Source organism: Bacillus sp. B1-WWTP-T-0.5-Post-4, assembly GCF_009183795.1.
GTDB lineage: Bacteria > Bacillota > Bacilli > Bacillales > Bacillaceae_G > Bacillus_A > Bacillus_A cereus.
The window spans coordinates 758,318-783,822 of the sequence record NZ_WEIJ01000002.1 but is presented as its reverse complement, the minus strand read 5'-3'; the positions used below and the strand labels follow the sequence as shown (position 1 = coordinate 783,822).

Below are 25,505 nucleotides of genomic sequence, written 5' to 3'. Positions count from 1 at the left end.
AGTTGGCGTATAATCAAATCAAAGGTCAAAGAAAGTCAAACTTTTGGAGGGCTGTAAAGATGGACTTAAATCAAATGACAACAAAAACACAAGAGGCGATTATGAGTGCCCAATCTTTAGCGGTATCTCATCATCACCAAGAGGTGGATACTGTTCATCTATTACTTGCATTATTAGAAGAGCAAGATGGATTAGCAGTACGTATATTTCAAAAAATGAATGTTGATATAGAAGCATTAAAGCAAGGTGCTGAAAGTTTAATTAAAAAGAAACCTTCTGTAACGGGGAGCGGTGCAGAAGTTGGAAAATTGTATGTAACGAGCGCTCTGCAACAACTTCTTGTAAGAGCAGGAAAAGAAGCAGAAAAACTGCAGGATGATTACATTTCAGTAGAACATGTATTGCTTGCTTTTTCTGAAGAAAAAGGCGATATAAATCAATTATTTACAAGATTGCATATTACGAAAGATAACTTATTACAGTCTTTAATGACAGTTCGGGGGAATCAAAGAGTGACGAGTCAAAATCCAGAAGCAACTTATGAAGCGTTAGAAAAATATGGTCGTGATTTAGTGGCGGAAGTGAGAGCAGGGAAAATTGATCCTGTAATCGGCCGTGATAGTGAAATACGACGTGTAATCCGTATTCTTTCACGTAAAACGAAAAACAATCCGGTTTTAATTGGGGAGCCAGGTGTTGGTAAAACAGCAATCGTTGAAGGGCTAGCACAGCGTATCGTGAAAAAGGATGTACCTGAAGGGTTGAAAGATAGAACGATTTTTGCGTTAGATATGAGTGCACTCGTAGCTGGTGCGAAATTCCGTGGTGAGTTCGAAGAGCGTCTGCAAGCTGTATTAAATGAAATTAAAAAGAGTGAAGGACGCATTTTATTATTCATTGATGAACTTCATACAATAGTTGGAGCTGGTAAAACAGAGGGAGCCATGGATGCAGGAAATATGTTAAAACCGATGCTTGCGCGCGGTGAACTGCATTGTATCGGGGCGACGACGCTCGATGAATATCGCAAATATATTGAGAAAGATCCAGCGCTAGAAAGACGTTTCCAACAAGTATTAGCAGAAGAACCAACTGTTGAAGATACAATTTCCATTTTACGTGGATTAAAAGAACGCTTTGAAATTTATCACGGTGTAAATATTCATGACCGTGCGATTGTAGCAGCGTCAGTTTTATCAGATCGATATATTTCAGATCGCTTCTTACCTGATAAAGCAATTGACCTTGTTGATGAAGCGTGTGCAACAATTCGTACAGAAATTGATTCTATGCCAACAGAATTAGATGAAGTAACGCGCCGCATTATGCAGCTGGAAATTGAAGAAGCGGCTCTTGGGAAAGAAACGGATCGTGGTAGCCAAGAGCGTCTAAAAACATTGCAACGTGAATTATCGGATTTAAAAGAAGTTGCAAGTGGCATGAGAGCGAAATGGGAGAAAGAAAAAGAAGACATTCACAAAGTTCGTGACTTACGTGAACATTTAGAACGTTTGCGTCGTGAATTAGAAGAAGCAGAAGGCAATTACGATTTAAATAAAGCAGCCGAACTTCGTCACGGGAAAATTCCCGCAATTGAAAAAGAGTTAAAAGAAGCGGAAGAAATGGGCGCGCATAATAAACAAGAAAATCGTTTATTACGTGAGGAAGTAAGTGAAGAAGAAATTGCAGATATTGTTTCACGCTGGACTGGTATTCCTGTTGCGAAACTCGTGGAAGGTGAACGCGAGAAATTATTACGCTTAGAGCAAATCTTATCAGAGCGTGTCATCGGACAAGAGGAAGCAGTAAGCTTAGTGTCAGACGCAGTTCTTCGTGCTCGCGCTGGTATTAAAGATCCGAACCGCCCGATTGGTTCTTTCATCTTCTTAGGGCCAACAGGTGTTGGTAAAACAGAACTTGCAAAAACGTTAGCCCAGTCTTTATTCGATAGTGAAGAGCAAATGATTCGCATTGACATGTCTGAGTATATGGAAAAACACGCCGTGTCTCGCTTAATTGGTGCACCTCCTGGATATGTAGGATATGAAGAAGGCGGTCAATTAACAGAAGCGGTAAGACGTAAACCATATTCCGTTGTTTTATTAGATGAAATTGAAAAAGCACATCCAGAAGTATTCAACATTTTATTACAAATGTTAGATGATGGACGCATTACAGATTCGCAAGGTCGTACAGTGGACTTTAAAAATACAGTTATTATTATGACTTCAAATATTGGATCTGCTCATTTACTAGATGGATTAGAAGAAGATGGTTCGATTAAAGAGGAATCAAGAGACCTTGTAATGGGGCAATTAAGAGGACATTTCCGCCCTGAATTTTTAAACCGTGTGGATGAAATTATTTTATTCAAACCTCTTACAACGAATGAAATTAAAGGCATTGTTGATAAAATTGTAAAAGAACTACAAGGTCGTCTAGCTGACCGTCACATTACAGTAGAATTAACAGATGCAGCAAAAGAATTTGTTGTGGAAGCCGGTTTCGACCCAATGTACGGAGCTCGTCCATTAAAACGATACGTACAGCGTCAAGTGGAAACGAAATTAGCACGAGAATTAATTGCAGGAACAATTACTGATAATAGTCACGTAGTTGTTGATGTAGAAAATAACGAATTAGTCGTTCATGTGAAATAAAAATAAAAAAGAGTTCGGATAAAATCCGGACTCTTTTTTTAGTGTTGTTCTACTGGCTCGTTTGGAATTGCAGCTGAAATTGCTAGTACTAACACAGCAAGAACAACTGAGAAAATAGACGCTTGGTTAAAGTCGTATGTACCGCCAGTCATAGAGCCGATTACATAGCTCATCATATGTACAAGTAAGAACGACCAAATTAATGCCCAAATGAAACGCATATTTTACACCTCTATTCGTTCAATCTGTCCTTATTGTAACACAATTGAAAAAAGAATATAGAAAAATATTTGTAGATTTTTCAACGCAAATTTGCATTCCGTTCATACATTATAAAAGAGTACTTTTATATGTTTAGAAAATAAGGCGGGGGAAAAATGAGTATTACGGAACGTTTTTTTTACTTAGAAAAAGAACCATGTGTCATTTATTTACCGGAGAAGCCAAATGGATTTTCTGTTATGCTCCTCGGTGATTATAACTACTTTATTGAGAATGGTACAAGTTTATGGACACAACATGCGGGTAAATCTTATTTTTTACATGGTCTTATTGAACAAGGCTACACGGTCTTTTCCTCTAATTTATACGGAAGACATTGGGGAAACGATCAATCTGTTCGTCTGGCAAAACGTTTATATGATGTTGTTTTGAGAAAAGAGACGTTAAATGCGAAAATGCACATTATGGCAGATGGTATGGGAGCGCTTGTAGCACTTGAAATGATGAACAAATATCCTGAATGTATTCGTTCTGTTGTTATGCTAAATCCGTGTTTAGATTTACCGGAATATGTAAGTTTTGAGAAAGAGCATAAATTTTTTTACAAGAGACTCGTGAAGGAATTAAGTTTGGCGTATGATGCCAAAGAAGAAGAATTAGAATCAAAAATAAATAAGAAATCATTTACGCTTCTTCCATCTTGTGTACCTGTTAAAATTTTCGTATCAACACAAGAAAAAAGAGGAAGAAAACAGCAGTTGCGTAGATATGAGAAAATGAGGCAACTAAATCAATGTGATACTTCTGTCTTGTTCCATCTGCAAGATGTGAAATATAAAATGGTTAGGCAAACGACTGATTTCTTTAAAAAATATGAAGAAGAATTATGAAGCTCCCATATACATAAATGAGGAGCTATTTGTTTCAGAGGGAAAGGGTTGGTGGTATGGAACGCGTGCTGATAATAGGTGCACTTACGTTTGTAGGTTATCACCTTGTAAATAAAATGATTGCAGAAGAAGTGGAAGTCTATGGTCTTGATTTTGATGAATTCGATAGTATGACGAAAATTAATGAAGAGAAGTTATTATTAATTGGGCGAAATGCGTTATTTACGTATTATTCGATAAGAGATGAAGATGGATGGAGATCGGTTGAGGAAGAGAGATTCGATACTGTTTATTTTTGCTTATATGAGCCAAATCAGCAAAGTGGATTTCGGAATGAAAGAGTCATATTACAATATTTAAAGCGAATTATAAGAATGTGTGAAGAACAAAAAGTGAAGTTAAATTTAATTTCTTCTATTGAAGTAGGCAGTACAGATGAATCCGAAAATAAGCGCCTATTTTTGAAAGTAGAAGAAGGATTGAAAAAAGGGAATTTACAATATAGTGTATTTCGAGTTCCAACATTATATGGACCGTGGCAACCGTCCTTTATGATGTTTCATCAGCTTATTTTATCAGAATTAGGTGAAAAAGAGTGCCGTTGTACGATTGAGGAAAAGGGGAATGATTTACTTTACGTTGAAGATGTATGTGAATACTTATGGGAAAATGGAACGAACGGGGCGCAGCTTGGTATATACAATTTACTTAGTGGTAAACAGTCATTATGGGAAAAAGGTATGAATCTTTTACGCGCGGATGATAAAGTAAATAAAAATAATAACGAAGTAAGAGATGAGGCTATCGAGGTAATTTCAATAAAAAGAAATACTCCGTTAGAATACGGTTTAAATAAACAACTGGCACACATGAAAAAATATAAAGAGTTATACGAAGGGTAGTACGCGTGTTACACTATTGTATGTGAAAGTTTTAATGGAGAGGAAGAGCATAATATGAACGAAAAAAGCATGCAGTTTTTACAAATCGCAATGAAGCATTTACCGGAAGCAAAGGCAATTTTAGATGATAATGGAATTGCACTTGATATGGAGAAGGCACAGCCGGTGTTAGAGTTGTTAATGAAAGTTATGAACGAAGCTTATGAGCTTGGGAAAGCAGATAAAGAATAAAAAGAATAAAAAGAATAAAAAGCATCTTCTTAAGATGGAAGAGAGGCCCGAACCGTGGATAGAAGCGGTCAGGGCCTTTTTTATTCTCGCCTGGGGGGGAAAACCAGAGATATGAAGAGGATAAAGGAAAAGTAGTGAGGAGAACTCTCTAGTTTAGAAGGAAAGCAGATAAAGAATAAAAAGCATCTTTTTAAGATGGAAGAGAGGCCCGAACCGTGGATAGAAGCGGTTTGAGTCTTTTTATATTTTAGAGGTATGTTTCTGTTTCTTTTAATGAAAAATAACGTGAATAATGCGTTAGCTTTCTGTTTTATGCGAAATATATTCTAGACAAAAATACATTTATGTTTTAAAATTAGTACCAAGTCATAACATTTGATATAAAACGGAGGGCTGCGATGTGAACGTGGGCATTTTAGGGATCGGAAGATATGTGCCAGAAAAAGTAGTCACAAATCACGATTTAGAGAAAATAATGGAAACATCCGATGAATGGATTCGTACGAGAACGGGAATTGCAGAAAGACGCATTGCCGATGATACAATAGATACTTCATATATGGCCGTAGAGGCTTCTAAAAAAGCACTTGAAGATGCAGGAATTAGCGGAGAGGATATCGATCTTATTTTAGTAGCAACAGTAACACCAGATCGTGCTTTTCCAGCAGTTGCTTGTGTAATTCAAGAAGCAATAGGAGCGAAACATGCAGCTGCAATGGATTTAAGTGCAGCATGTGCCGGTTTTATGTACGGAATGATTACAGCGCAGCAATTTATTCAAACAGGAACGTATAAAAATGTATTAGTAGTTGGTAGTGATAAACTATCTAAAATTGTAGACTGGAACGATCGAAATACAGCAGTACTATTTGGAGACGGAGCCGGTGCTGTCGTAATGGGAGCTGTTTCAGAAGGTAAAGGCGTTCTATCTTTTGAATTAGGAGCAGACGGAAGTGGCGGCAAGCACCTTTATCAAGACGAGTATGTTATGATGAATGGCAGAGAAGTGTTTAAATTTGCCGTTCGTCAACTTGGTGATTCTTGTCTTCGCGTTTTAGATAAAGCTGGTCTTACGAAGGAAGATGTGGATTTCTTAGTACCGCATCAAGCAAACATTCGTATTATGGAATCTGCAAGAGAGAGGTTAAATTTACCACAAGAAAAAATGAGTATGACGATTGAGAAGTTCGGTAATACATCAGCTTCTTCCATTCCGATTGCAATGGTAGAGGAATTGCAAAACGGACGTATTCAAGACGGTGATTTAATTATACTTGTTGGTTTTGGCGGCGGATTAACATGGGGAGCAGTTGCTCTTCGTTGGGGTAAATAAGGACTGAGAGAAAAAAGGAGTGTATTTTGTATGGAAAAAAAGAGGGTCGTAATTACAGGACTAGGAGCTGTTACACCGGTCGGTACAGATGTTGAAACAGCGTGGGAAAACATTAAAAAGGGTGTATCTGGAATCGGGCGACTTACAAGAATTGATCCAGAACTATTTCCAGCAAAAGTAGCAGCGGAAATTAACGACTTTGAAGTCGAGAAATATATTGATAAAAAAGAAGCGCGCCGTATGGATCGCTTTACACAATATGCAGTAGCAGCAGCGAAAATGGCAGTTGCAGATGCAAAGCTTGAAATTACAGAAGAAAACGGACCTCGAATTGGTGTATGGATTGGATCTGGTATTGGCGGTATGGAAACATACGAAGAACAATTTAAGATTTTTACTGAGAAAGGCCCACGCCGCGTGAGCCCATTCTTCGTGCCGATGATGATTCCAGATATGGCAGCAGGTCAAGTATCAATCGCAACAGGAGCAAAAGGAATTAACACTTGTTCTGTAACGGCTTGTGCATCTGGTGCAAACTCAATTGGTGATGCATTTAAAGCAATTCAGCGTGGTGATGCTGATGCAATGATTACAGGCGGAGCAGAAGCGCCGCTAACAAGTATGGCATTCGCAGGATTTAGCTCAGCAAAAGCATTAACATTTAATGAAGACCCAGCAACGGCTTGCCGTCCATTTGATAAAAACCGTAGCGGTTTCGTAATGGGTGAAGGTTCAGGTATTCTAATTCTTGAAGAATTAGAGCATGCATTAGCACGCGGTGCTCACATTTACGCGGAAATTGCTGGTTATGGTGCAACTGGAGATGCATTCCATATTACAATGCCTGCTCCTGGTGGGGAAGGCGGAGTGCGTGCAATGCGTCAAGCTTTAGCTGATGCAGGCCTACAGCCAGAAGATATTGATTACATTAATGCGCACGGTACAAGTACGGATGCGAATGAAAAATATGAAACGATGGCAATTAAAGAAACTTTCGGCGAGCACGCGTATAAAGTAGCAATTAGCTCAACGAAATCAATGACAGGTCACTTATTAGGAGCAGCTGGTGCTGTTGAAGCGATTTTCTCTATTAAATCAATTACAGACGGAGTAATTCCTCCAACAATTAACTATGAGACACCAGATCCAGAATGTGACTTAGATTACGTACCAAATCAAGCGAGACACCAAGAAGTAAATGCAGTATTAAGTAACTCATTAGGATTCGGTGGTCATAACGCAGTGTTAGTATTTAAATCGTATAAATAATCGATGAAATAAGGAGTTTTTTCGCAATAGATTGCGAAAAAACTCCTTATTTATTTTTACGCCTTTTTCTCCTGTAGCATATACATAAGAAAAAGGAGGGATAAAGATGGGGATTGTTGAAACAGCTGAATGGCTACATTTATATTATGGACGGCCAGAAAAACTTTGTGAGAAATTTACGAAGTATATTCCGTTGCCAAAAGAAAGGTTGTATCGCTTTTTAATTTCAAAAGGGATGTATCGCCCGATCATGCGCGGAGAAAAGGAAATTAAAGAATTAGAGGAAAAGGAAATTTGGAAAGAATTGAGCCTGGAGTATGATAAACTGAAAAATTGGTTAAAAGGTCCAGATGTCCCTGTCTTTATTTTATTATCAGATTCCTATAATCGAACTGTACAAGAAGAGTATAACGGTAGGGCTGGATTATCTATGCGTCATGTTATTTTCTTATTCGTATGTGGGCGGAATTCGGTAGAAGAATTAAAAGTGTTATTGGCGCATGAATATCATCACATATGCAGGTTACATCAAATTGAGACGAAAGAAACAGAATATACATTACTTGATACGATGATTATGGAAGGGCTAGCGGAACAAGCAGTAACAGAAAGGTATACAGAAAAAAACAATGCACCGTGGACGGCGTATCTTTCAAAAGAAGAGGCTGTTTATTATTGGAAAAATGTTGTACATGAAAGAATAAGTATAAAACGAGGAACAAGGGAACATGACATCTTATTAAATGGCTTTCACTCTTATCCGAAGATGCTTGGCTATGCGCTTGGATTTCATATTGTCAAAGATTGTGTAACTTTGGAAGGAGAAGATACACTTTCTTTATTATCTATAGATGCAAAAGAAATATTGAATAAAGCAAGGACATTTCATATATAAAAAACAGGAGTTCTATTTCCTGTTTTTTTAGTATTAATAGAAGAAAAAATAATAATTAGAATATATTTCCTCAAGTGGAATAAAGTTAAGCAAAAATGAACATAATGATTGGTACAAACAGTAGTGAAGTGAGGGGTAGTGAATGTTATATCTACATGATGTATGGGTAAATTGGTTTGAAGGTGAAGAGAATGGGTATAACGTTTGTCATTTTTACGAATGGCGGAAAGATGATACGATTGAGCTATTAGATCAAGTGCCATTATTAAAAGTAGATGCCACATTATATCATTACATCGAGAACGAATTGTTAGAGCTTCCGCAAAAAATGCTGGAAGACGTACATCATAAGGCTTATATTCGTAAAAATCATGAACGTTTGCAGCAAGAGTATTGCTTTGTTGTTACAGATGGAAAAGGAATTATTGCGATTGACACAATTGGTTACAATGTACCAATTCGCAAAAGTAGACTTATACCACGCCAAGAGCAGATGGTATATGAGATGGTAGAAAACGTACAAGCAGAAAAGTATGAGTTCCAAGTAGAAGAAACAGAAAAAGAACATCATATTTTATCACCATCGCCTTTCATTATGAATGGCTTGACTCGTAAAGAAAGACAGCTAAAACAATTATTATTTATGGCGTTAGATCAATTACATACAACGAAAAACACAGCAGAAATTCGCTATTGGTTCACAGAGTGGGATCCATCAGCATATGGAATGGTTCAACATATGGAATTTGAAGATATTTGGGCTAAGCTGTATGATGAAGCGAAAACAGGCTGGTCTGATAAGCACGAACAATTATGCGAGCGTCTCGTAAAAGGACAGCCATTTTTTGAAAAGTTATGGGAAATGGAAAATGAGCAAAAGGTAAATTAAAAAACCGCCAATTGGCGGTTTTTTAATTTTGTAGTAATCTAGCTCCGGCAGCAAGCTCTTCGTGTCTAAGAACCTTTCGCATAAGAAGACAAAAAGCGTCTTCTATGCGAAAGAACCTTAGCCAGTCAGAGCTGAACGAGCTGCCTCCGCTTTATATGTTACCTACGTTTTCTGCTTAGTCCCATTGCGTTTTCTACTTTGCGTAGTTGTTTGAATGCGACGCGGTTTGCTTTTTCTGCACCTTTGTCTAGGATTTCGTCTAGTTCTGGTGAGTTGATTAGTTCGTTATATTTGTCTTGAATTGGACGAATAGCTTCTACGACTACTTGCGCTAGGTCGCCTTTGAAGTCGCCGTATCCTTTTCCTTCGTACATTGCTTCGATTTCTTCAACTGTTTTTCCAGAGAATGAAGAGTAGATTGTTAATAAATTAGAGATACCAGGTTTGTTTTCCTTATCAAATTTCACAATACCTTCAGAGTCAGTTACAGCACTCTTAATTTTCTTTTCAATTGTTTTTGGCTCATCAAGCATACTAATCATTGATTTTGGATTCGGATCAGATTTACTCATTTTTTTCGTAGGCTCTGTTAATGACATAACGCGAGCTCCTACTTTTGGAATGCGAATTTCAGGCATTGTGAAGATTTCGCGGTAACGTTTGTTGAAACGCTCTGCTAAGTCACGTGTTAATTCGATATGTTGCTTTTGGTCATCACCAACCGGCACGATTTCAGTGTTGTAAAGTAAAATATCAGCAGCCATTAATGGTGGATACGTAAGTAATCCAGCTGGAACTGAATCTCTACCAGAAGCTTTATCTTTATATTGCGTCATACGTTCTAATTCTCCAACGTAAGCAACAGATTGCATGATCCATCCTAGTTGAGCGTGTGCTGGTACTTCTGATTGTACAAATAAAGTAGCTTTTTCAGGATCGATGCCGCATGCTACATAAAGTGCAGCAAGACTGCGGATGTTTTTACGAAGCCCGACGGGATCTTGAGGTACTGTAATCGCATGTTGGTTTACAATACAGAAATAACAGTCGTGTTCATTTTGAAGCTCTGTAAACTGCTTCATTGCTCCTAAATAGTTTCCAAGTGTAATCGTTCCACTTGGTTGAATACCAGAAAAGATAACTGACATAAGTAATTCCTCCTAAAATAGAATGCGTGATGTGGGGAAGAGAAGGCAAACAAAAAAGCCCATTCATCCCAAAAAACTATAGGGACGAATGGACCGTGGTACCACCCTAATTATTTCACTACTGTGAAATCTCTCTAATCCATAATAACGTTTGGATATAACGCCAAAGCCTACTACTTTCGGTTCGGTTTGGTGCTCAAAAGCCCATTCCATACTGTACAATTACTTGTTCACACCAACCACAAGCTCTCTGAAATTGCCTCAATATGTACTCTTCTTTATCATCGCATACATATAAATTTATTTATTGTTACTTGAGCTCTTTTAATATGAAAGAACTAAAGTTTTATAACAAAATGTTTTGCTGATTATTATATCATATGGGATAGTGTTTGCAAACTACATCAAAATAGTAAAGCTAATGAGGGTCGAGAACAACCCAAGGAAGATACCTGTAATACAAATTGGATATGTCCATTTGAATGAATATGTTTTATAAATACGTTCTTTCTTATCTGTAGGTTCCTCGACTTCTTCAATTAAAGAGTCAATCTTTTTGTTCGTACCAAATACTCTTTGGAATGCGTAAATGGTTACATTGAAAAAACCATTTTGAAATATGTATAAAAAACCGCCGATAAGAATAAAAAACAGTGCAATATAAAACAAAATGTTGACAAAGTTCAACAAAAATTGAGATGAAATGAGGAATGCACCAATACTAGAAGCAATCATCGCTATAAAAATTAGTATACAAGTATGAAAAAAAACTTTATTCAAAATATTCCCCTCCGTCAAAATATCACTAGAATTATTATACTATAAAAGCTATAATAAGTACTAGGATTAATTTTTTGAAAATTATACGCAATTAAAGGTCTGATTTTAAGATGATGGTAGCAATGTTAATGTATCCCTTTACGAAAAATTAAAAATATAAATATTTTATTAAAAATTTTAACAAAAAAACAAAAAACTATATTCACAATTGTTATATTATATGTATAATGAAAATTGTAGAAACTTGGAGATTATTCTTTCAATTCTACTTTTTAACAAGTGAGGGTACAGGAAGTGCAATTAGGGGAGGCAACACAACATGAAGAAAAAGATACCGTTATTACTTGCATCAACTTTAACTGCAAGTATGTTGCTTAGCGCGTGTAGCTACCAAAAAGATGACGCAAAAGCAAAAGGGAAAGAGAACGCTACGAGTAGTAGTAACGGAAAACAGATTCTTAATTTAACAGAGTTATCTGAAATTCCGTCAATGGATGCATCATTAGCATCTGATTCTTCATCTTCTACAGCATTAAATAATACGATGGAAGGTTTATATCGTATTGGCAAAGATCAAAAGAGAATGCCTGGAGTTGCAGAAGATGTCGAAAAGCTAGATGATGGGAAGAAATACATATTTAAATTAAGAAAAGATGCGAAATGGTCGAATGGGGAACCTGTAACAGCTAAAGATTTTGTGTATTCATGGAAAAGAGCAGTAAATCCAGATACAAAAGCAACGTATTCGTACATTATGTTCGATATTAAAAATGCAGAGAAAATTCATAAAAAAGAATTACCTGCTGACCAATTAGGTGTAAAAGCGATTGATGATTATACATTAGAAGTAGAATTAGACAATCCCGTTCCTTACTTTATCGATTTAACAGTTTATCCAGTATTTTACCCACTAAATGAAAACTTTGTAAAAGCACAAGGTGATAAATTTGGTTTAGAGGCAAATACAACATTATATAACGGTCCATTCGTTATGAGTGATTGGAAACATGAACAAAGTTTCCAATTCAAGAAGAATCCTTCATATTGGGATAATAAAACGGTTAAAATCGAAGAAATCAACTTTAATATTGTAAAAAATACAGCAACTGATGTAAATTTATATGAGACAAACGCGATTGACCGAGCGGCTTTAACGTCTGAATTTGTTGATAAGTTTAGAAAAAGTCCAGAGTTCCAAACAAGAAAAGAAGCAGGGGTTGCTTACTTAAGATTTAATCAAAGTAATCAGTACTTAAGTAATAAAAACTTAAGAAAAGCAATTTCAATGTCCTTTGACCGTGATAACATTGCAAAAGTTATTTTAAATAACGGTGCAATTGGAGCTTACGGATTTGTTGGAAAAGATTTCGCTGAAGGTCCGAATAAAAAAGATTTCCGAGCTGAAAATGGAAAGCTAGTTGAAACAAATCCAAAAGAAGCGAAAAAGCTTTGGGAAACAGCGAAGAAAGAGCTTGGAACTGATAAAATCGAACTAGAATTCTTAAACTTTGATAATGAAGATGCTAAAAAGGTTGGGGAATTCTTAAAAGGTGAGATGGAAAAGAACTTACCAGGTTTATCAATTAAAATTAAACAGCAACCATTCGCACAAAAAAATAAATTAGAAGATTCTCAGCAATATGATATTGCGTTTGGTATTTGGGGACCAGATTTCCCAGATCCAATCTCATATTTAGATATGTTTGTTACGAATGGTTCTCAAAATAAAACAGGGTATTCTAATCAGAAATATGATGAGTTAATCCTAAAAGCTAAAACAGATACAAAAGATTTACAAGCTCGCTGGGACAACCTTCTAGAAGTAGAGAAGATGTTAATTAAAGAGGATGCAGTTATCACTCCAATCTTCCAAAAAGGTTCAGCGTATGTAGTAAAAGGTGCCGTAAAAGATATTATCCCAATTAACTATGGTGGTAAATTAACTTACAAATGGGCATCTGTTGAACAAAAATAATCTTTTTTTCCATCGTTTACAAGGGTATATGCCTATGATGGGCATATGCTCTTATTTTAAAAAAATAAAAGTAAGAATATTTTAAACTATCTTATTGCTTTTGAGAAAAACGGGGAGGTGCTTGATATGGGACGTTATGTATTAAAACGTTTCGTGTACATGGCTTTGACATTATTTTTAATTACTACAATGACTTTCTTTTTGATGAAATTACTTCCGGGTTCTCCGCTTAAAAACCAGGAGAAGCTATCACCGGCACAAAAAGAAATCATTCTTGAAAAATACGGATTGAATGATCCGGTACCAGTTCAATACGCACGTTACTTAGGTAACCTAGCAAAAGGTGATTTAGGGGTATCATTCCAATATGATAACCGCCCAGTAACAGACATGATTGTGGATCGTATTGGACCATCAGCCCAATTAGGTTTACAAGCGATTATATTAGGAACATTTATCGGTTTAATTTTAGGTATTGTTGCCGCACTTCGTAATAATACGTGGGTAGATTATAGTGCAACAGTTATTTCGGTACTCGGAATGTCGGTACCATCATTCGTATTCGCCGCATTACTGCAATATTTCGTAGGGGTAAAACTTGGCTGGTTCCCAGTAGCATTCTGGAAAGGACCAGAGTTTACTGTAATGCCTACAATTGCATTATCGATGGGAGTTATTGCAACAATCGCACGTTTCTCTCGTGCAGAATTAATTGAAGTTATGCAAGCCGATTACATTTTAACAGCGAAAGCGAAAGGAATTAGCCAAGGTGTTATCATTGTCAAACATGCACTTCGTAACGCGTTAATTCCAGTTGTAACAATTTTAGGACCAATGGTTGCGGCATTAATTACAGGAACACTTGTTATCGAGCAAATTTATGCTGTACCAGGACTTGGGGAACAATTCGTTAAATCGATTACTTTAAATGACTATACAGTTATTATGGGAACTACGATTTTCTATAGTGCAATCTTCATTTTAGTTATTTTCATTGTCGATATTTTATACGGAATTATTGATCCTCGTATTCGTTTAGCGGGAGGGAAAAAATGATGAAAGATGTACAAAAATTATCTCCAGATTTATTTCAACAAGCCAATCAAAATAATGTTGATAATGAAGTCATTGCCCGTCCAAGCCTAACGTTTTGGCAAGATGTAAGAAGACGTTTATTCCAACATAAAGGTGCGATGCTTGGCCTTGTATTATTAGTTATCATTGCACTATTAGCGATTTTTGGACCGATGGTAAGTAAACACTCGTATAAAGAGCAAGATTTAGGTCGAGCGAAATTACCACCAAAAATTCCAGTTATTGAAAATGTTCATTGGTTACCATTTGACGGTACAGATCAATATGGTGTTGACCAATATGAAAAACGTGATATTAAAGAGTACTTCTGGTTTGGTACAGATGATCTTGGCCGTGACTTATGGACAAGAACATGGGAAGGTACACGCGTATCATTATATATCGCTCTTTTAGCAGCAGCAATTGACTTAGTAATTGGGGTTGCATACGGAGGTATTTCAGCATTCTACGGCGGTAGAGTAGATAACATTATGCAACGTATTATGGAGATTATTAACGGTATTCCATACTTAATCATCGTTATTTTAATGGTAATCATTATGGGATCTGGTATTTGGTCAATTACACTCGCGATGGCGATTACAGGTTGGATAGGGATGTCGCGTATTGTTCGTGGACAAATCTTAAAGTTAAAAAACCAAGAATATGTATTAGCATCTCGTACATTAGGTGCAACAAATACACAATTAATTGTGAAACATTTAATTCCAAACGTAATGGGACCTATTATCGTAATGACAATGTTTACAATTCCATCAGCGGTGTTTGGTGAAGCGTTCTTAAGTTTCATCGGTTTAGGAATTCAGCCGCCATTTGCGTCACTAGGTTCTCTTGTAAATGATGGTTATAAATCTATTCAAACGTATCCGCATATGATGTTCATCCCTGCGGTTGTCATCAGTATATTAATTTTAGCGTTTAACTTAATGGCAGACGGATTACGCGACGCGTTAGATCCAAAAATGCGTAAGTAAAAGAGGGGAGAGGCAAAGATGAAAACATTGTTAGAGGTAAAAGATTTACAAGTCTCCTTTGATACACATGCAGGTGAAGTACAAGCTGTACGCGGCGTTACTTTTGATTTGAAAAAAGGAGAAACATTGGCGATTGTAGGAGAATCTGGTTCAGGGAAATCAGTTACTTCTAAAGCGTTAATGGGATTAATTCCGAATCCTCCTGGACGCATTAAAAATGGTGAAATCGTATTTGAAGGTCGTGACTTAACGAAATTAACAGAAAAAGAAATGCAGCAAGTACGCGGTAAAGATATCGCGATGATTTTCCAAGATCCAATGACATCATTAAACCCAACGATGACAATTGGAAATCAAATTATGGAAGGTCTAATTAAACACCAAGGGATGAGTAAAGCAGATGCACGTAAAGTTGCTTTAGAATTAATTGACCTTGTAGGTATTCCAAATCCAGAAGCTCGTTTAAAACAATATCCTCACCAATTCTCAGGTGGTATGAGACAGCGTGTAGTTATTGCGATGGCGTTAGCTTGTAACCCGAAATTATTAATTGCCGATGAGCCGACAACAGCGCTAGACGTTACGATTCAGGCGCAAATTTTAGAACTTATGAAAGACATTCAGCAAAAAACAGAAGCAGCAATCATTTTCATTACGCATGACTTAGGTGTAGTAGCAAACGTTGCGGACCGAGTGGCAGTTATGTACGCTGGTAAAGTTGTTGAAATTGGAACTGTAGATGAAATTTTCTACAATCCGAAACATCCATATACTTGGGGTTTAATCGCATCTATGCCAAGTTTAGATGGTTCAGAAGAAGAGTTATATGCAATCCCTGGAACGCCTCCAGATTTATTGAAGCCGCCAAAGGGAGATGCTTTTGCACCACGTAACCCGCAGGCACTGAAAATTGATTTTGAAATGGACCCACCTTTATTTAAAGTAAGTGATACGCACTATGCGGCAACTTGGTTACTTCACGAGCAAGCTCCAGAAGTAAAACCGCCAGCAGTCGTTGAAAAACGCATTCTTCAAATGAAAGCAGGTGAACAACATGACTAAACAACGTGAGAAATTAATTGAAGTAAAAAATGTAAAGCAGCACTTCGACGTGAGTGGTGGTGTTGTCAAAGCGGTTAATGATATTTCATTTGATATTTACCGCGGAGAAACATTTGGTCTTGTAGGAGAATCAGGTTGTGGTAAATCGACAACTGGAAGAACGATTATTCGTTTATATGATGCAACTGCTGGTGAAGTATTGTTCGATGGTGAAAACGTACATGGTAAGAAATCACGCGCAGAACTGAAGAAATTCAACCGTAAAATGCAAATGATTTTCCAAGATCCATACGCATCATTAAATCCTCGTATGACAGTAGGGGATATTATCGCAGAAGGTATTGATATTCACGGATTAGCGAAAAGTAAAAAAGAGCGCATGGACCGTGTTCATGAACTATTAAACACAGTTGGTTTAAATAAAGAGCACGCAAACCGTTTCCCACACGAATTCTCAGGTGGACAACGTCAGCGTATCGGTATCGCTCGAGCGCTTGCTGTAGACCCAGAATTTATCATTGCCGATGAGCCGATCTCAGCACTTGACGTATCGATTCAGGCGCAAGTTGTAAACTTACTGAAAAAGTTACAAAAAGAAAAAGGTTTAACATACTTATTCATCGCCCATGATTTATCAATGGTAAAATACATTAGTGATCGTATTGGTGTAATGTACCGTGGCCAAATCGTTGAGTTAACAACAAGTGATGAATTATATGCGAATCCAATTCATCCATATACGAAATCACTATTATCAGCGATTCCACTTCCAGATCCAGATTATGAGCGCAATCGTAAACGTATCGTATATGATCCATCACAGCATAATTATGGTAGTGAAGCACCAACAATGCGTGAAATTCGCCCAGGACATTTCGTACTATGTTCGGAAGCGGAGTACAAGAAATATAAAGAGATTTATCAATAAGAAAAAGAGCCATTCTTCTGTTATGGAAGGATGGCTCTTTTTCTACTATATAAAAGAATTGTATACATTTGTCGGTCAGTCGATATATTTAAAGAATCGCCGATATAAATCTCATGTATCATTAGTGATATCCATATGCAAAATTACTGAACTTGAACAGAAACATTCTCCTCTTGTTCTTCAGGTTTAACAAGTGCATAACGCTCCCATGCTCTACTTTTCCAGCGGAAGAACATAATAATGGCACGTGTCCATTCGTCGATGGCGATTGCTAGCCAAATACCAACGAGCCCCATATCTAAATGAAAGGCGAAAAAGTAACCTAGTGGTAAACTCATTAACACCATAGAGAAGGCACCGATTAAAACAGGATATTTTGCATCACCAGCTGCACGAAGCGAATTAATGATGACGATATTCATCGTACGTCCCGTTTCAAGTAGTACACTTAGTAAAAGAACACTTGCGCCTAACCCGATAATGTACGGATTATCTGTAAACAGTCCCATTAATTGTGTACGGAATGTAATAACGAGAGCGACCATACATAAAGTTACACCAATCGCCCATTTTACACTTTTCCACAAGCGTTCGTATGCTTCATCTTTTTCGCCACCACCAACGAGGCGGCCAATAATAATGGCTGTTCCCATACCAATTGCAATAGCGAATAAATAAGTGAACATAGAAATGTTCGTAGCGTATTGTCTAGCCGCTAACGATTCCGTTCCTAAATATGTTGCATAGTATAAGAAGACAATTTGACAAGCTTGATACATAACTTGCTCAAAAGCAGATGGAATCCCGATTTTTAAAATTTTCCCGATATATTCTTTTGATAAGGTGAAATAATATTGTAATTTTACACGATATTCCATAACGCGGTATAGTAACCAGAAGAAAACAATAAGCGCTATAAGTCGGCTGACAGCAGAAGAAATGGCAGCCCCTTGTACACCGAGCTCAGGGAAACCAAATTTCCCGAAAATGAGTACATAGTTTCCAGCGATATGAATCATATTCATTCCGAGTGAAATAAACATCGCTTGCTTTGTGAAACCGTGTACACGGATAATTGCGGCTAATGAGTTAATAATAGCTTGTAGGAAGATGGCTCCTCCGACGATAGATAAGTAGTTTTGCGCATACGTTAGTACATCGCCTTGTAAGTTCATTGCGAGCATCATATGTTTCGAAAATAAAAGAAAACCAGCGCTTATAACGAGCCCAACTATTAAATTTAATGTGACGGCTAATGCTGATATTTTAGATGCTTCCATAAAGCGTTTGGAACCGAGGTATTGAGATACGACGATAGCTGCGCCGTTCCCGATGACTTCTAGTACCAAAATAGCGATATGGAGGTATTGATTCGCTGCACCAACCCCAGATACAGCATCGTCTGATAATGCACTTAACATGAAAGTATCAGCGATCCCCATTAACATAAAAAGAAAAACTTCTAGAAAAATAGGCCATGTTAATAAGAATAAACTTAATTTCTCAGTAGGCCCGTTTTTTGCCTGAATTGCTGCCATGTCCGTCCCCTCTTTACCGATATCTATTTTTAGCAAAATGTATCGTAACATACTTTCTTAACCTTTGCACTCATTTTAGCCTACATATTTTTATTATGAAGAGAGTGCTATTTTATGATAAAAACAAAAGGATAATTATACATAAAGTATTATGAGATATAAAATTCATTTTTCTCTGATAATTTAGAAAAGTATAAAAAATATTATTTTTAACACTTTAGTATGAATAATCAGCAATATGAAACGTTTACAAAGGTATATTTTTTAACGAAAAATTTTAATGAAATAGAAATATAAATATACAAAAAATATATTTGTGTGTATAATATGAATTATTAGAACATATATATATTTCTTTTTGTTTGAAAATGAAAGGGTTAACATTTTTTTGGAGGGTGGAAGTATGAAAAAAAAGATACCAGTTTTTGTAGCATCAACAGTAGCGATGAGCATGATGTTAGGGGCATGTAGCTATCAAAAAGATGAATCGCAAGCAAACGCTAAAGGGGATAGCGGAAAAAGCGGCGCGAAGCAAGTTATTAACTTAATTGAAACACAAGAAATTCCAACGATGGATCCAGCGTTATCAGCTGATGCAGTTTCTTCAAGAGTAATGACTAATACGATGGAAGGCTTATACAGTTTAGGAAAAGATGATAAGCTAGTTCCTGGTGTAGCGAAGGAATTCAAAAAATCAGAAGATGGTAAAAAATATACATTTAAATTACGTGAAGACGCAAAATGGTCAAATGGTGAGCCTGTGACGGCAAAAGATTTCGTATATGCATGGCAAAGAGCGATTAACCCAGATACAGCTGCGAAATCAGCGTACATTATGTATGATATAAAAAATGCAGAGAAAATTAATAAAAAAGAGATGAGTCCGGATCAATTAGGGGTAAAGGCGATTGATGATTATACATTAGAAGTGGAATTAGATAATTCAATTCCATACCTTGTAGATTTAATGGTATATCCAATCTTCTATCCTGTGAATGAAAAGTTTGTGAAAGAGCAAGGTACGAAGTTTGGTTTGGAAGCGAATACAACGCTTTATAACGGGCCATTTACATTAAGTGATTGGCAACATGAACGTAGCTTTAAAATGACAAAGAGCGCGTCATATTGGGACAATAAAGAAGTGAAGATTGAAGAAGTAAACTTTAATATTGTAAAAGATACATCTACGCCAATTAACTTATATGAAACAAATGCAATTGATCGAGCGTCGTTATTAGCGGAGTTTATTGATAAATATAAAGGAAAACCAGATTTCCAAACAGTAGAAGATACATCTGTATTCTTCCTTCGTTTAAATCAAAAAGATCCAGCTTTAGCAAATAAAAATATTCGTAAAGCAATTTCACTTGCTTTTGACCGTAAGCCATTCGTGGATACATTATTAAATAACGGTTCTAAGCCAGCGACAGGATTAATTCCTGATAACTTCATTAAAGGACCAGATAAAAAAGATTTCCGTGCTGTAAACGGGGATATTGTAAAACCAAACGTGAAAGAAGCGAAGAAATATTGGGAAGCTGGTAAAAAAGAACTTGGTAAAAATGAAATCGAATTAGAATTATTAAATGAAGATGTAGAGTTATCAAAGAAAACTGGTGAATATTTAAAAGGTGAATTAGAAAAGAATTTACCAGGTTTAACAGTAAAAATTAAACAACAACCATTCGCACAAAAACTAAAATTAGAAGATGCGGGCGATTATGTCATGTCATTCTCTGGATGGAGTGCGGACTTCCCAGATCCAATTACATATCTTGATATGTTTGTAACAGATGGTTCACAAAATAAGATGAAGTACTCTAATCCAAAATACGATGAAATCATTATGAAGGCGAAAAAAGATGGAAGCGATGTAAATGCTCGTTGGAAGAACTTATTAGAAGCTGAAAAAATGTTACTTGATGATGCTGCGATCGTTCCAGTATATCAACGTGGTAGAGCATATTTACAAAGAGATTCAATTAAAAATATGTATAACCATAAATATGGCGGCGATTTAAGCTTTAAATGGGCGTCAGTAGAGAAATAAGAAAAAAAGCAGGCGATCGCCTGCTTTTTTTTAATACGTTCGTTTCTTATAAATGCCTTTTCCGCCAACTTGGTTCCAGCCAGATTGTACACCCAAACTTTTGTTAACAAACTTCATTTTTTCTTTTCCACCAAAGAGCTTTTCGCCGATGCTATTTGTAATGACACCAATCAATGCTGTTATTCCGATGATGAGGGCAGCAACCGTAATAAAATCAATAAAAAAAGCAATCATTTGAAAACTCCCCCTTTGCCTGTCTGTATGTTTATTGTATGAGATAAAAAATGAAAAAGAAAGAAATGTCAGAAAAATATTTAATTTACTTTAGAAATCGTGTAGACAGGAGGGAGGATATTTGTTAAAATAAGAACAAACGTTCCTTTTTATTCTCATTTGTATAGTCTTACATTTCTTAATTGATTTATCAAGAAAAAGTAAGAAAACGTTCTCTTTTTCATAGGGAAGATTATAGATAAATAACTATATATTATATGAAAAATCTATGAGAAGTGAGTAGTAAAAGGATTGAAAGTTATTGTTAAAGTACAGCTGAAGTGAGCGTAATCATGTTACATAGCAGTGAAATGCACGGAAGAGTTTTCTCAACTAGCAGGAAATTTACTGTATATTTCTTGCAAAATCTATTGTATAATGATTATAGAAGTTACTTATTAAAAGTAATTGTTGTTTATTATAAGTTGTTGCTTACATGAAATGCGATTTTTGTACTTTTCAATAAGACAAGTTATCGCGAAAAATTGCTGAAGTTAGAAATTAAAACTGTATTTAGTACAGAATTTGTACTCTTTAAGGAGAGTGAGCTTTGTATGGTAACATTATATAGTTCTCCAAGCTGTACGTCTTGTAGAAAGGCGAAATTATGGCTAGAGGAAAATCATATTCCCTATACAGAACGTAATATTTTCTCAGATCCATTAACGATTGAGGAAATTAAAGAGATTTTACGTATGACAGAAAGCGGAACGGATGAGATTATTTCTACTCGTTCGAAAGTTTTCCAAGAATTGAATGTAAACTTAGAGTCTTTACCACTTCAAGATTTATATAAGATGATTCGTGACTATCCAGGGATTTTACGTCGTCCAATTATGATTGACGAGAAACGCCTTCAAGTTGGTTACAACGAAGACGAAATTCGTCGTTTCTTACCACGTACAGTAAGAACGTTCCAATTACGTGAAGCACAACGTCTTGTAAATTAATTATAATAATATGAAAACCTTCTACCTATTATATAGTAGAAGGTTTTTTTTAATGTTTCACATTGCGTAATCGAACTTGTTGTACGATAAAGCCGATGCATAAAATAGTGAAAATGAACAAATAAGGAATGCTTGTAGTGAAACTTGGATTGTTATGAAAAAAGGTTGCAAGTCTGTCTTCATGTGTAACCATTTTTCCTGCAGTATAGGCAAGAATCGCTGCCCCGCAATAAATGAGGAATGGAAATCGTTCCATAAGTATTAAAATAAGTTTGCTGCCCCAAATAATAATCGGGATAGAAATGAGTAAGCCGATTATGACGAGTAAAAATCTCCCGTGAGCTGCACCTGCAATGGCAATAACATTATCAAACCCCATAACAAGATCCGCGAAAACAATTGTCCGCACAGCTTGAAATAAAGTTGTTTTTCCTTGAATAGAAGAAAGATCGTTGCTATTATCGGTTAATAAATTGACTGCAATTAATGTAAGTAAAACCCCGCCAATCAATTGTAGAAATGGAATGTCGAGTAAATAGACAGCTAGTATAGTAAGGATGATTCTTAGTACAATCGCTAAAAGAGTACCGATCAAAATAGCCTTATTTCGTTTCGATTCAGGTAAATTTCGGCTAGCTAGTGCGATGACGATTGCATTGTCACCACCTAATACAACATCGATACCGACAATCATTAGTACGGATGTTAAAAACTCTAAGTCCATTCGTCTGCCTCCATTTATGATGTTTTAATAAGCGAACTATATGTATGTGATGAAGAAAGTTGGTGTTAAATAATCTCTTCTAATAGAAGTTTCACTTTATTACAGTGTACGGGGGAATGTGGAAATGTATGTCCAAATTTTTTGTAAGTAAGAAATCGCTATAATAATATATTTATGTAGTTTATCGAGGAAAGATAGGCATATAACTATTTTTGTAAAATAAATCGATTTTATTTCCATTCTGGAGAATCTTATCATAAAATGAGAGTACAAGGATCTATTGATTTGTCATATGAGTGGGGAATCCCTTCATAACAATTCTAAGCAGGAAGGGAGAGTTGTATTTTGGATATTGAAAGAATTAATGATCATACGATGAAATTTTTTATTACGTACATTGATATAGAGGATAGAGGATTTAATCGTGAAGAAATTTGGTATGATCGCGAACGAAGTGAAGAGCTCTTTTGGGAGATGATGGACGAAGCTCGTGATCATGACGATTTCTTTATTGATGGACCGTTATGGATTCAAGTGCAAGCAGTCGATAAAGGGATTGAAGTACTTGTCACGAAAGCAGAGCTTTCAAAGGACGGACAAAAGCTGGAACTACCGATAGGGGTAGACAAAATTATAGATATTCCTCTAGATGAAGGCATCGAATCATTATTCCAACAAGAATTAGTCGAAGAGGTAGAAGAACAAACAGGAACAAACTTTAATGAAGATGGTACGTTTGGCTTTTTAATTAAATTTAATGATTTTGAAGATGTCATTTCATTAAGTCATCGTCTTATCTTTGAAGATATAAAAGATGAGCTGTATTCATTTGAGGACCGCTATTATGTATATGTGGAATTCGATGAAGTGCTACATGATGAAGAAGAAATTGATCGTATTTTAAGTATTATTTTAGAATATGGAGAAGAATCAACTTTAACAATTCATCGTGTAAGTGAGTATGGAAAACAAATTGTGAAAGAGCATGCGCTTGAAACGATTCGCAATAATTTTCCTGCTAAAACGTAGGCCGATTTCTGTAGTATGAAATCGGCTTTTTATATGAAGAATAGGAAAGCTTTCTTAGTTAGGAGGTAAGAGATGAAAAATACGTTAAAGCTGATTTTCTTTATACTGCTATTGTTCGCATTATTTGTTTCGTTACGTATGTTTATTGATGTAGCATTTTATTCAGATGTGATTGGGATAAAAGATGTTTCGATTTTAGGTATTATTAGTATTTTATTTACAGTATCTGCGTTTTTAATTGGTTGCGTTATTTTCTTAGAAAATCGACATCCATCTAAAACACTTACATGGTTAATTGTTTTAGGGATTTTTCCGGTATTTGGTTTCTTTGCTTATTTATTATTTGGACAAAATTTTCGAAGAAAAAGAATGTTCCAAAAGAAGGCGTTACTTGATGAACAGGCGTTTTTACAATATAAAGGGCATGAAGATTACGAAGAACGAATTTTACGCAATCATAAGCATCAAGAACTGTTATTTCGTTTAGCGGATCGATTAGGAGCTTTAAATATTTCATTTCAAACTGAAACGAGGACATTAACAAATGGAGATGAAACGTTTCGGGCTATTTTAAATGGGTTAAAACGAGCGAAACATCACATTCATATGGAATATTACATTGTGCGTGATGATAAATTAGGAACAGAAATTAAAGATATTTTAATACAAAAATCGAAAGAAGGCGTTGTTGTTCGCTTTTTATATGATGCGGTTGGAAGTTTTAAGTTATCGAAATCGTATATTGAAGAATTAAACGATGCAGGTGTAGAAATGATTCCATTCTTTCCTGTGCGCTTTCCGATTTTAAACGATAAGATTAATTATCGAAATCATAGGAAAATTGTTGTGATTGATGGGAACGAAGGGTTTGTAGGCGGATTAAATATCGGTGATGAGTATTTAGGGAAAAATAAATATTTTGGCTTTTGGCGAGACACGCATTTGTATTTACGTGGTGAAGCGGTTCAAAGTTTACAACTTATTTTCCTTCAAGACTGGTTTTATATGACTGGAGAGGCTGTGCTAGCCCCTGAATATTTACAAGCAAAAGCAGTTGAGGGTGATCATTGGGGAGGAGTGCAGCTAGTTGCAGGTGGCCCCGATAATAAGTGGGAAACGATTAAGCATTTATATTTCGCAATGATCGCTTCTGCTCGGAAATCAATTTGGATTGCAACGCCGTATTTTATTCCGGATGATGATATTTTATCCGCATTAAAGGTTGCTGCACTTGCTGGTATTGATGTTCGTTTATTAATGCCGAGTAAACCGGATAAGCGTACTGTCTTTTACGCATCGAGATCGTACTTCCCAGAGCTTTTAGATGCAGGAGTAAAGATATATGAATACGAAAAAGGTTTTCTTCATAGTAAAATTGTCATCGTTGATTCTGATTTAGCTTCAATTGGGACAGCTAATATGGATATGAGAAGTTTTCATTTGAATTTTGAAGTAAATGCCTTTTTATATGATACAGATAGCATTCGAAAACTTGTTCAAGACTTTAAAGATGATTTAGAAGAATCAAGTGAAATTCATGGTGATCATTTTCATAAAAGACGTCTTCATAGACGAATTGTTGAATCAACGTACCGATTATTATCACCTTTATTATAAAAAGAGATGTCCGAAATTGGGACATCTCTTTTTTAAAAGGAATTTGTAACAAATTGTAGAATATAAGGAGC

23 protein-coding genes and 1 other annotated feature are annotated in these 25,505 nt (G+C 36.0%); of the genes, 17 read left to right on the top strand and 6 right to left on the bottom strand.

The window, feature by feature from the left end:
• Positions 1-59: 59 nt before the first annotated feature.
• Complete coding sequence (gene clpB, locus GBN91_RS09680; protein ID WP_000365401.1) at positions 60-2,660, top strand: ATP-dependent chaperone ClpB; 2,601 nt, start codon at positions 60-62, stop codon at positions 2,658-2,660.
• Between the two features lie 38 nt (positions 2,661-2,698).
• On the opposite strand, the gene GBN91_RS09675 is transcribed toward clpB, so the two are convergent.
• Entirely contained in the window at positions 2,699-2,881 is a 183-nt protein-coding gene (locus tag GBN91_RS09675; protein WP_001211116.1) for a YjzD family protein, read from the bottom strand.
• 156 nt (positions 2,882-3,037) lie between these two features.
• Here GBN91_RS09675 and GBN91_RS09670 point away from each other — a divergent pair, with 156 nt between their 5' ends.
• The 7 genes from GBN91_RS09670 to GBN91_RS09640 all read left to right on the top strand — a co-directional run bounded on the left by GBN91_RS09670 (position 3,038) and on the right by GBN91_RS09640 (position 9,291).
• Complete coding sequence (locus GBN91_RS09670) at positions 3,038-3,772, top strand: lipase family protein (protein ID WP_000028691.1); 735 nt, start codon at positions 3,038-3,040, stop codon at positions 3,770-3,772.
• A gap of 29 nt (positions 3,773-3,801) precedes the next feature.
• On the top strand, positions 3,802-4,674 hold the full coding sequence (locus GBN91_RS09665) for an NAD-dependent epimerase/dehydratase family protein (RefSeq protein ID WP_006921015.1): 873 nt from the start codon (positions 3,802-3,804) through the stop codon (positions 4,672-4,674).
• A gap of 54 nt (positions 4,675-4,728) precedes the next feature.
• Complete coding sequence (locus tag GBN91_RS09660) at positions 4,729-4,905, top strand: ComZ family protein (protein ID WP_001986215.1); 177 nt, start codon at positions 4,729-4,731, stop codon at positions 4,903-4,905.
• 400 nt (positions 4,906-5,305) lie between these two features.
• Positions 5,306-6,238: a beta-ketoacyl-ACP synthase III gene (gene fabH / locus GBN91_RS09655; RefSeq protein WP_001100547.1), complete on the top strand. Its 933-nt coding sequence runs from the start codon at positions 5,306-5,308 to the stop codon at positions 6,236-6,238.
• Positions 6,239-6,268: 30 nt separating this feature from the next.
• On the top strand, positions 6,269-7,507 hold the full coding sequence (gene fabF / locus GBN91_RS09650; protein WP_000412656.1) for a beta-ketoacyl-ACP synthase II: 1,239 nt from the start codon (positions 6,269-6,271) through the stop codon (positions 7,505-7,507).
• 106 nt (positions 7,508-7,613) lie between these two features.
• Complete coding sequence (locus GBN91_RS09645) at positions 7,614-8,402, top strand: DUF2268 domain-containing putative Zn-dependent protease (protein ID WP_049108559.1); 789 nt, start codon at positions 7,614-7,616, stop codon at positions 8,400-8,402.
• A gap of 142 nt (positions 8,403-8,544) precedes the next feature.
• Positions 8,545-9,291 carry a YjbA family protein gene (locus GBN91_RS09640; RefSeq protein ID WP_000966127.1) on the top strand — a complete coding sequence of 249 codons (747 nt, stop codon included), beginning with the start codon at positions 8,545-8,547 and terminating at the stop codon, positions 9,289-9,291.
• Between the two features lie 158 nt (positions 9,292-9,449).
• Here GBN91_RS09640 and trpS read toward each other — a convergent pair whose 3' ends face one another.
• Positions 9,450-10,439, bottom strand: coding sequence for a tryptophan--tRNA ligase (trpS, locus tag GBN91_RS09635; protein WP_000110982.1), 990 nt, complete (start codon positions 10,437-10,439; stop codon positions 9,450-9,452).
• Between the two features lie 77 nt (positions 10,440-10,516).
• Positions 10,517-10,733: a binding site (T-box leader), on the bottom strand.
• A gap of 105 nt (positions 10,734-10,838) precedes the next feature.
• On the bottom strand, positions 10,839-11,219 hold the full coding sequence (locus GBN91_RS09630; protein ID WP_001044997.1) for a DUF3899 domain-containing protein: 381 nt from the start codon (positions 11,217-11,219) through the stop codon (positions 10,839-10,841).
• Between the two features lie 319 nt (positions 11,220-11,538).
• Between GBN91_RS09630 and GBN91_RS09620 the strand changes: the two genes are divergently transcribed.
• From GBN91_RS09620 to GBN91_RS09600, 5 genes are all read left to right on the top strand, one after another.
• Positions 11,539-13,194 carry a peptide ABC transporter substrate-binding protein gene (locus GBN91_RS09620; protein ID WP_000727217.1) on the top strand — a complete coding sequence of 552 codons (1,656 nt, stop codon included), beginning with the start codon at positions 11,539-11,541 and terminating at the stop codon, positions 13,192-13,194.
• Between the two features lie 126 nt (positions 13,195-13,320).
• Positions 13,321-14,250 (top strand): oligopeptide ABC transporter permease, encoded by a 930-nt coding sequence (opp3b, locus tag GBN91_RS09615; protein WP_000534172.1) that lies wholly within the window; start codon positions 13,321-13,323, stop codon positions 14,248-14,250.
• The gene (opp3C, locus tag GBN91_RS09610) at positions 14,247-15,263 is read left to right on the top strand and encodes an oligopeptide ABC transporter permease (protein WP_000974106.1); all 1,017 of its coding nucleotides are present in this window, start codon (positions 14,247-14,249) and stop codon (positions 15,261-15,263) included. Before opp3b ends, opp3C begins: the two co-directional genes overlap by 4 nt.
• An 18-nt stretch (positions 15,264-15,281) precedes the next feature.
• Positions 15,282-16,325: an ABC transporter ATP-binding protein gene (locus tag GBN91_RS09605; RefSeq protein ID WP_000854346.1), complete on the top strand. Its 1,044-nt coding sequence runs from the start codon at positions 15,282-15,284 to the stop codon at positions 16,323-16,325.
• A complete protein-coding gene (locus GBN91_RS09600; protein WP_000166348.1) occupies positions 16,318-17,253 on the top strand; it encodes an ABC transporter ATP-binding protein in 936 nt (311 codons plus the stop codon). Before GBN91_RS09605 ends, GBN91_RS09600 begins: the two co-directional genes overlap by 8 nt.
• Positions 17,254-17,396: 143 nt before the next feature.
• Here GBN91_RS09600 and GBN91_RS09595 read toward each other — a convergent pair whose 3' ends face one another.
• Positions 17,397-18,842, bottom strand: a complete 1,446-nt coding sequence (locus tag GBN91_RS09595; protein WP_002164600.1) for an MATE family efflux transporter — start codon at positions 18,840-18,842, stop codon at positions 17,397-17,399.
• Between the two features lie 352 nt (positions 18,843-19,194).
• Here GBN91_RS09595 and GBN91_RS09590 point away from each other — a divergent pair, with 352 nt between their 5' ends.
• Positions 19,195-20,841, top strand: coding sequence for a peptide ABC transporter substrate-binding protein (locus GBN91_RS09590; RefSeq protein ID WP_000727250.1), 1,647 nt, complete (start codon positions 19,195-19,197; stop codon positions 20,839-20,841).
• Positions 20,842-20,871: 30 nt separating this feature from the next.
• On the opposite strand, the gene GBN91_RS09585 is transcribed toward GBN91_RS09590, so the two are convergent.
• Positions 20,872-21,075: a hypothetical protein gene (locus tag GBN91_RS09585; protein WP_000559972.1), complete on the bottom strand. Its 204-nt coding sequence runs from the start codon at positions 21,073-21,075 to the stop codon at positions 20,872-20,874.
• Between the two features lie 593 nt (positions 21,076-21,668).
• Here GBN91_RS09585 and spx point away from each other — a divergent pair.
• Complete coding sequence (gene spx / locus GBN91_RS09580; protein ID WP_000258267.1) at positions 21,669-22,064, top strand: transcriptional regulator Spx; 396 nt, start codon at positions 21,669-21,671, stop codon at positions 22,062-22,064.
• Between the two features lie 49 nt (positions 22,065-22,113).
• Here the strand turns inward: spx and GBN91_RS09575 are convergent, their stop codons facing one another.
• Positions 22,114-22,788, bottom strand: coding sequence for a TerC family protein (locus tag GBN91_RS09575; protein ID WP_000362607.1), 675 nt, complete (start codon positions 22,786-22,788; stop codon positions 22,114-22,116).
• 345 nt (positions 22,789-23,133) lie between these two features.
• Here GBN91_RS09575 and mecA point away from each other — a divergent pair, with 345 nt between their 5' ends.
• On the top strand, positions 23,134-23,817 hold the full coding sequence (gene mecA / locus GBN91_RS09570) for an adaptor protein MecA (RefSeq protein WP_000350713.1): 684 nt from the start codon (positions 23,134-23,136) through the stop codon (positions 23,815-23,817).
• Between the two features lie 72 nt (positions 23,818-23,889).
• Positions 23,890-25,434: a cardiolipin synthase gene (locus GBN91_RS09565; RefSeq protein ID WP_000799194.1), complete on the top strand. Its 1,545-nt coding sequence runs from the start codon at positions 23,890-23,892 to the stop codon at positions 25,432-25,434.
• Positions 25,435-25,505 lie beyond the last annotated feature (71 nt).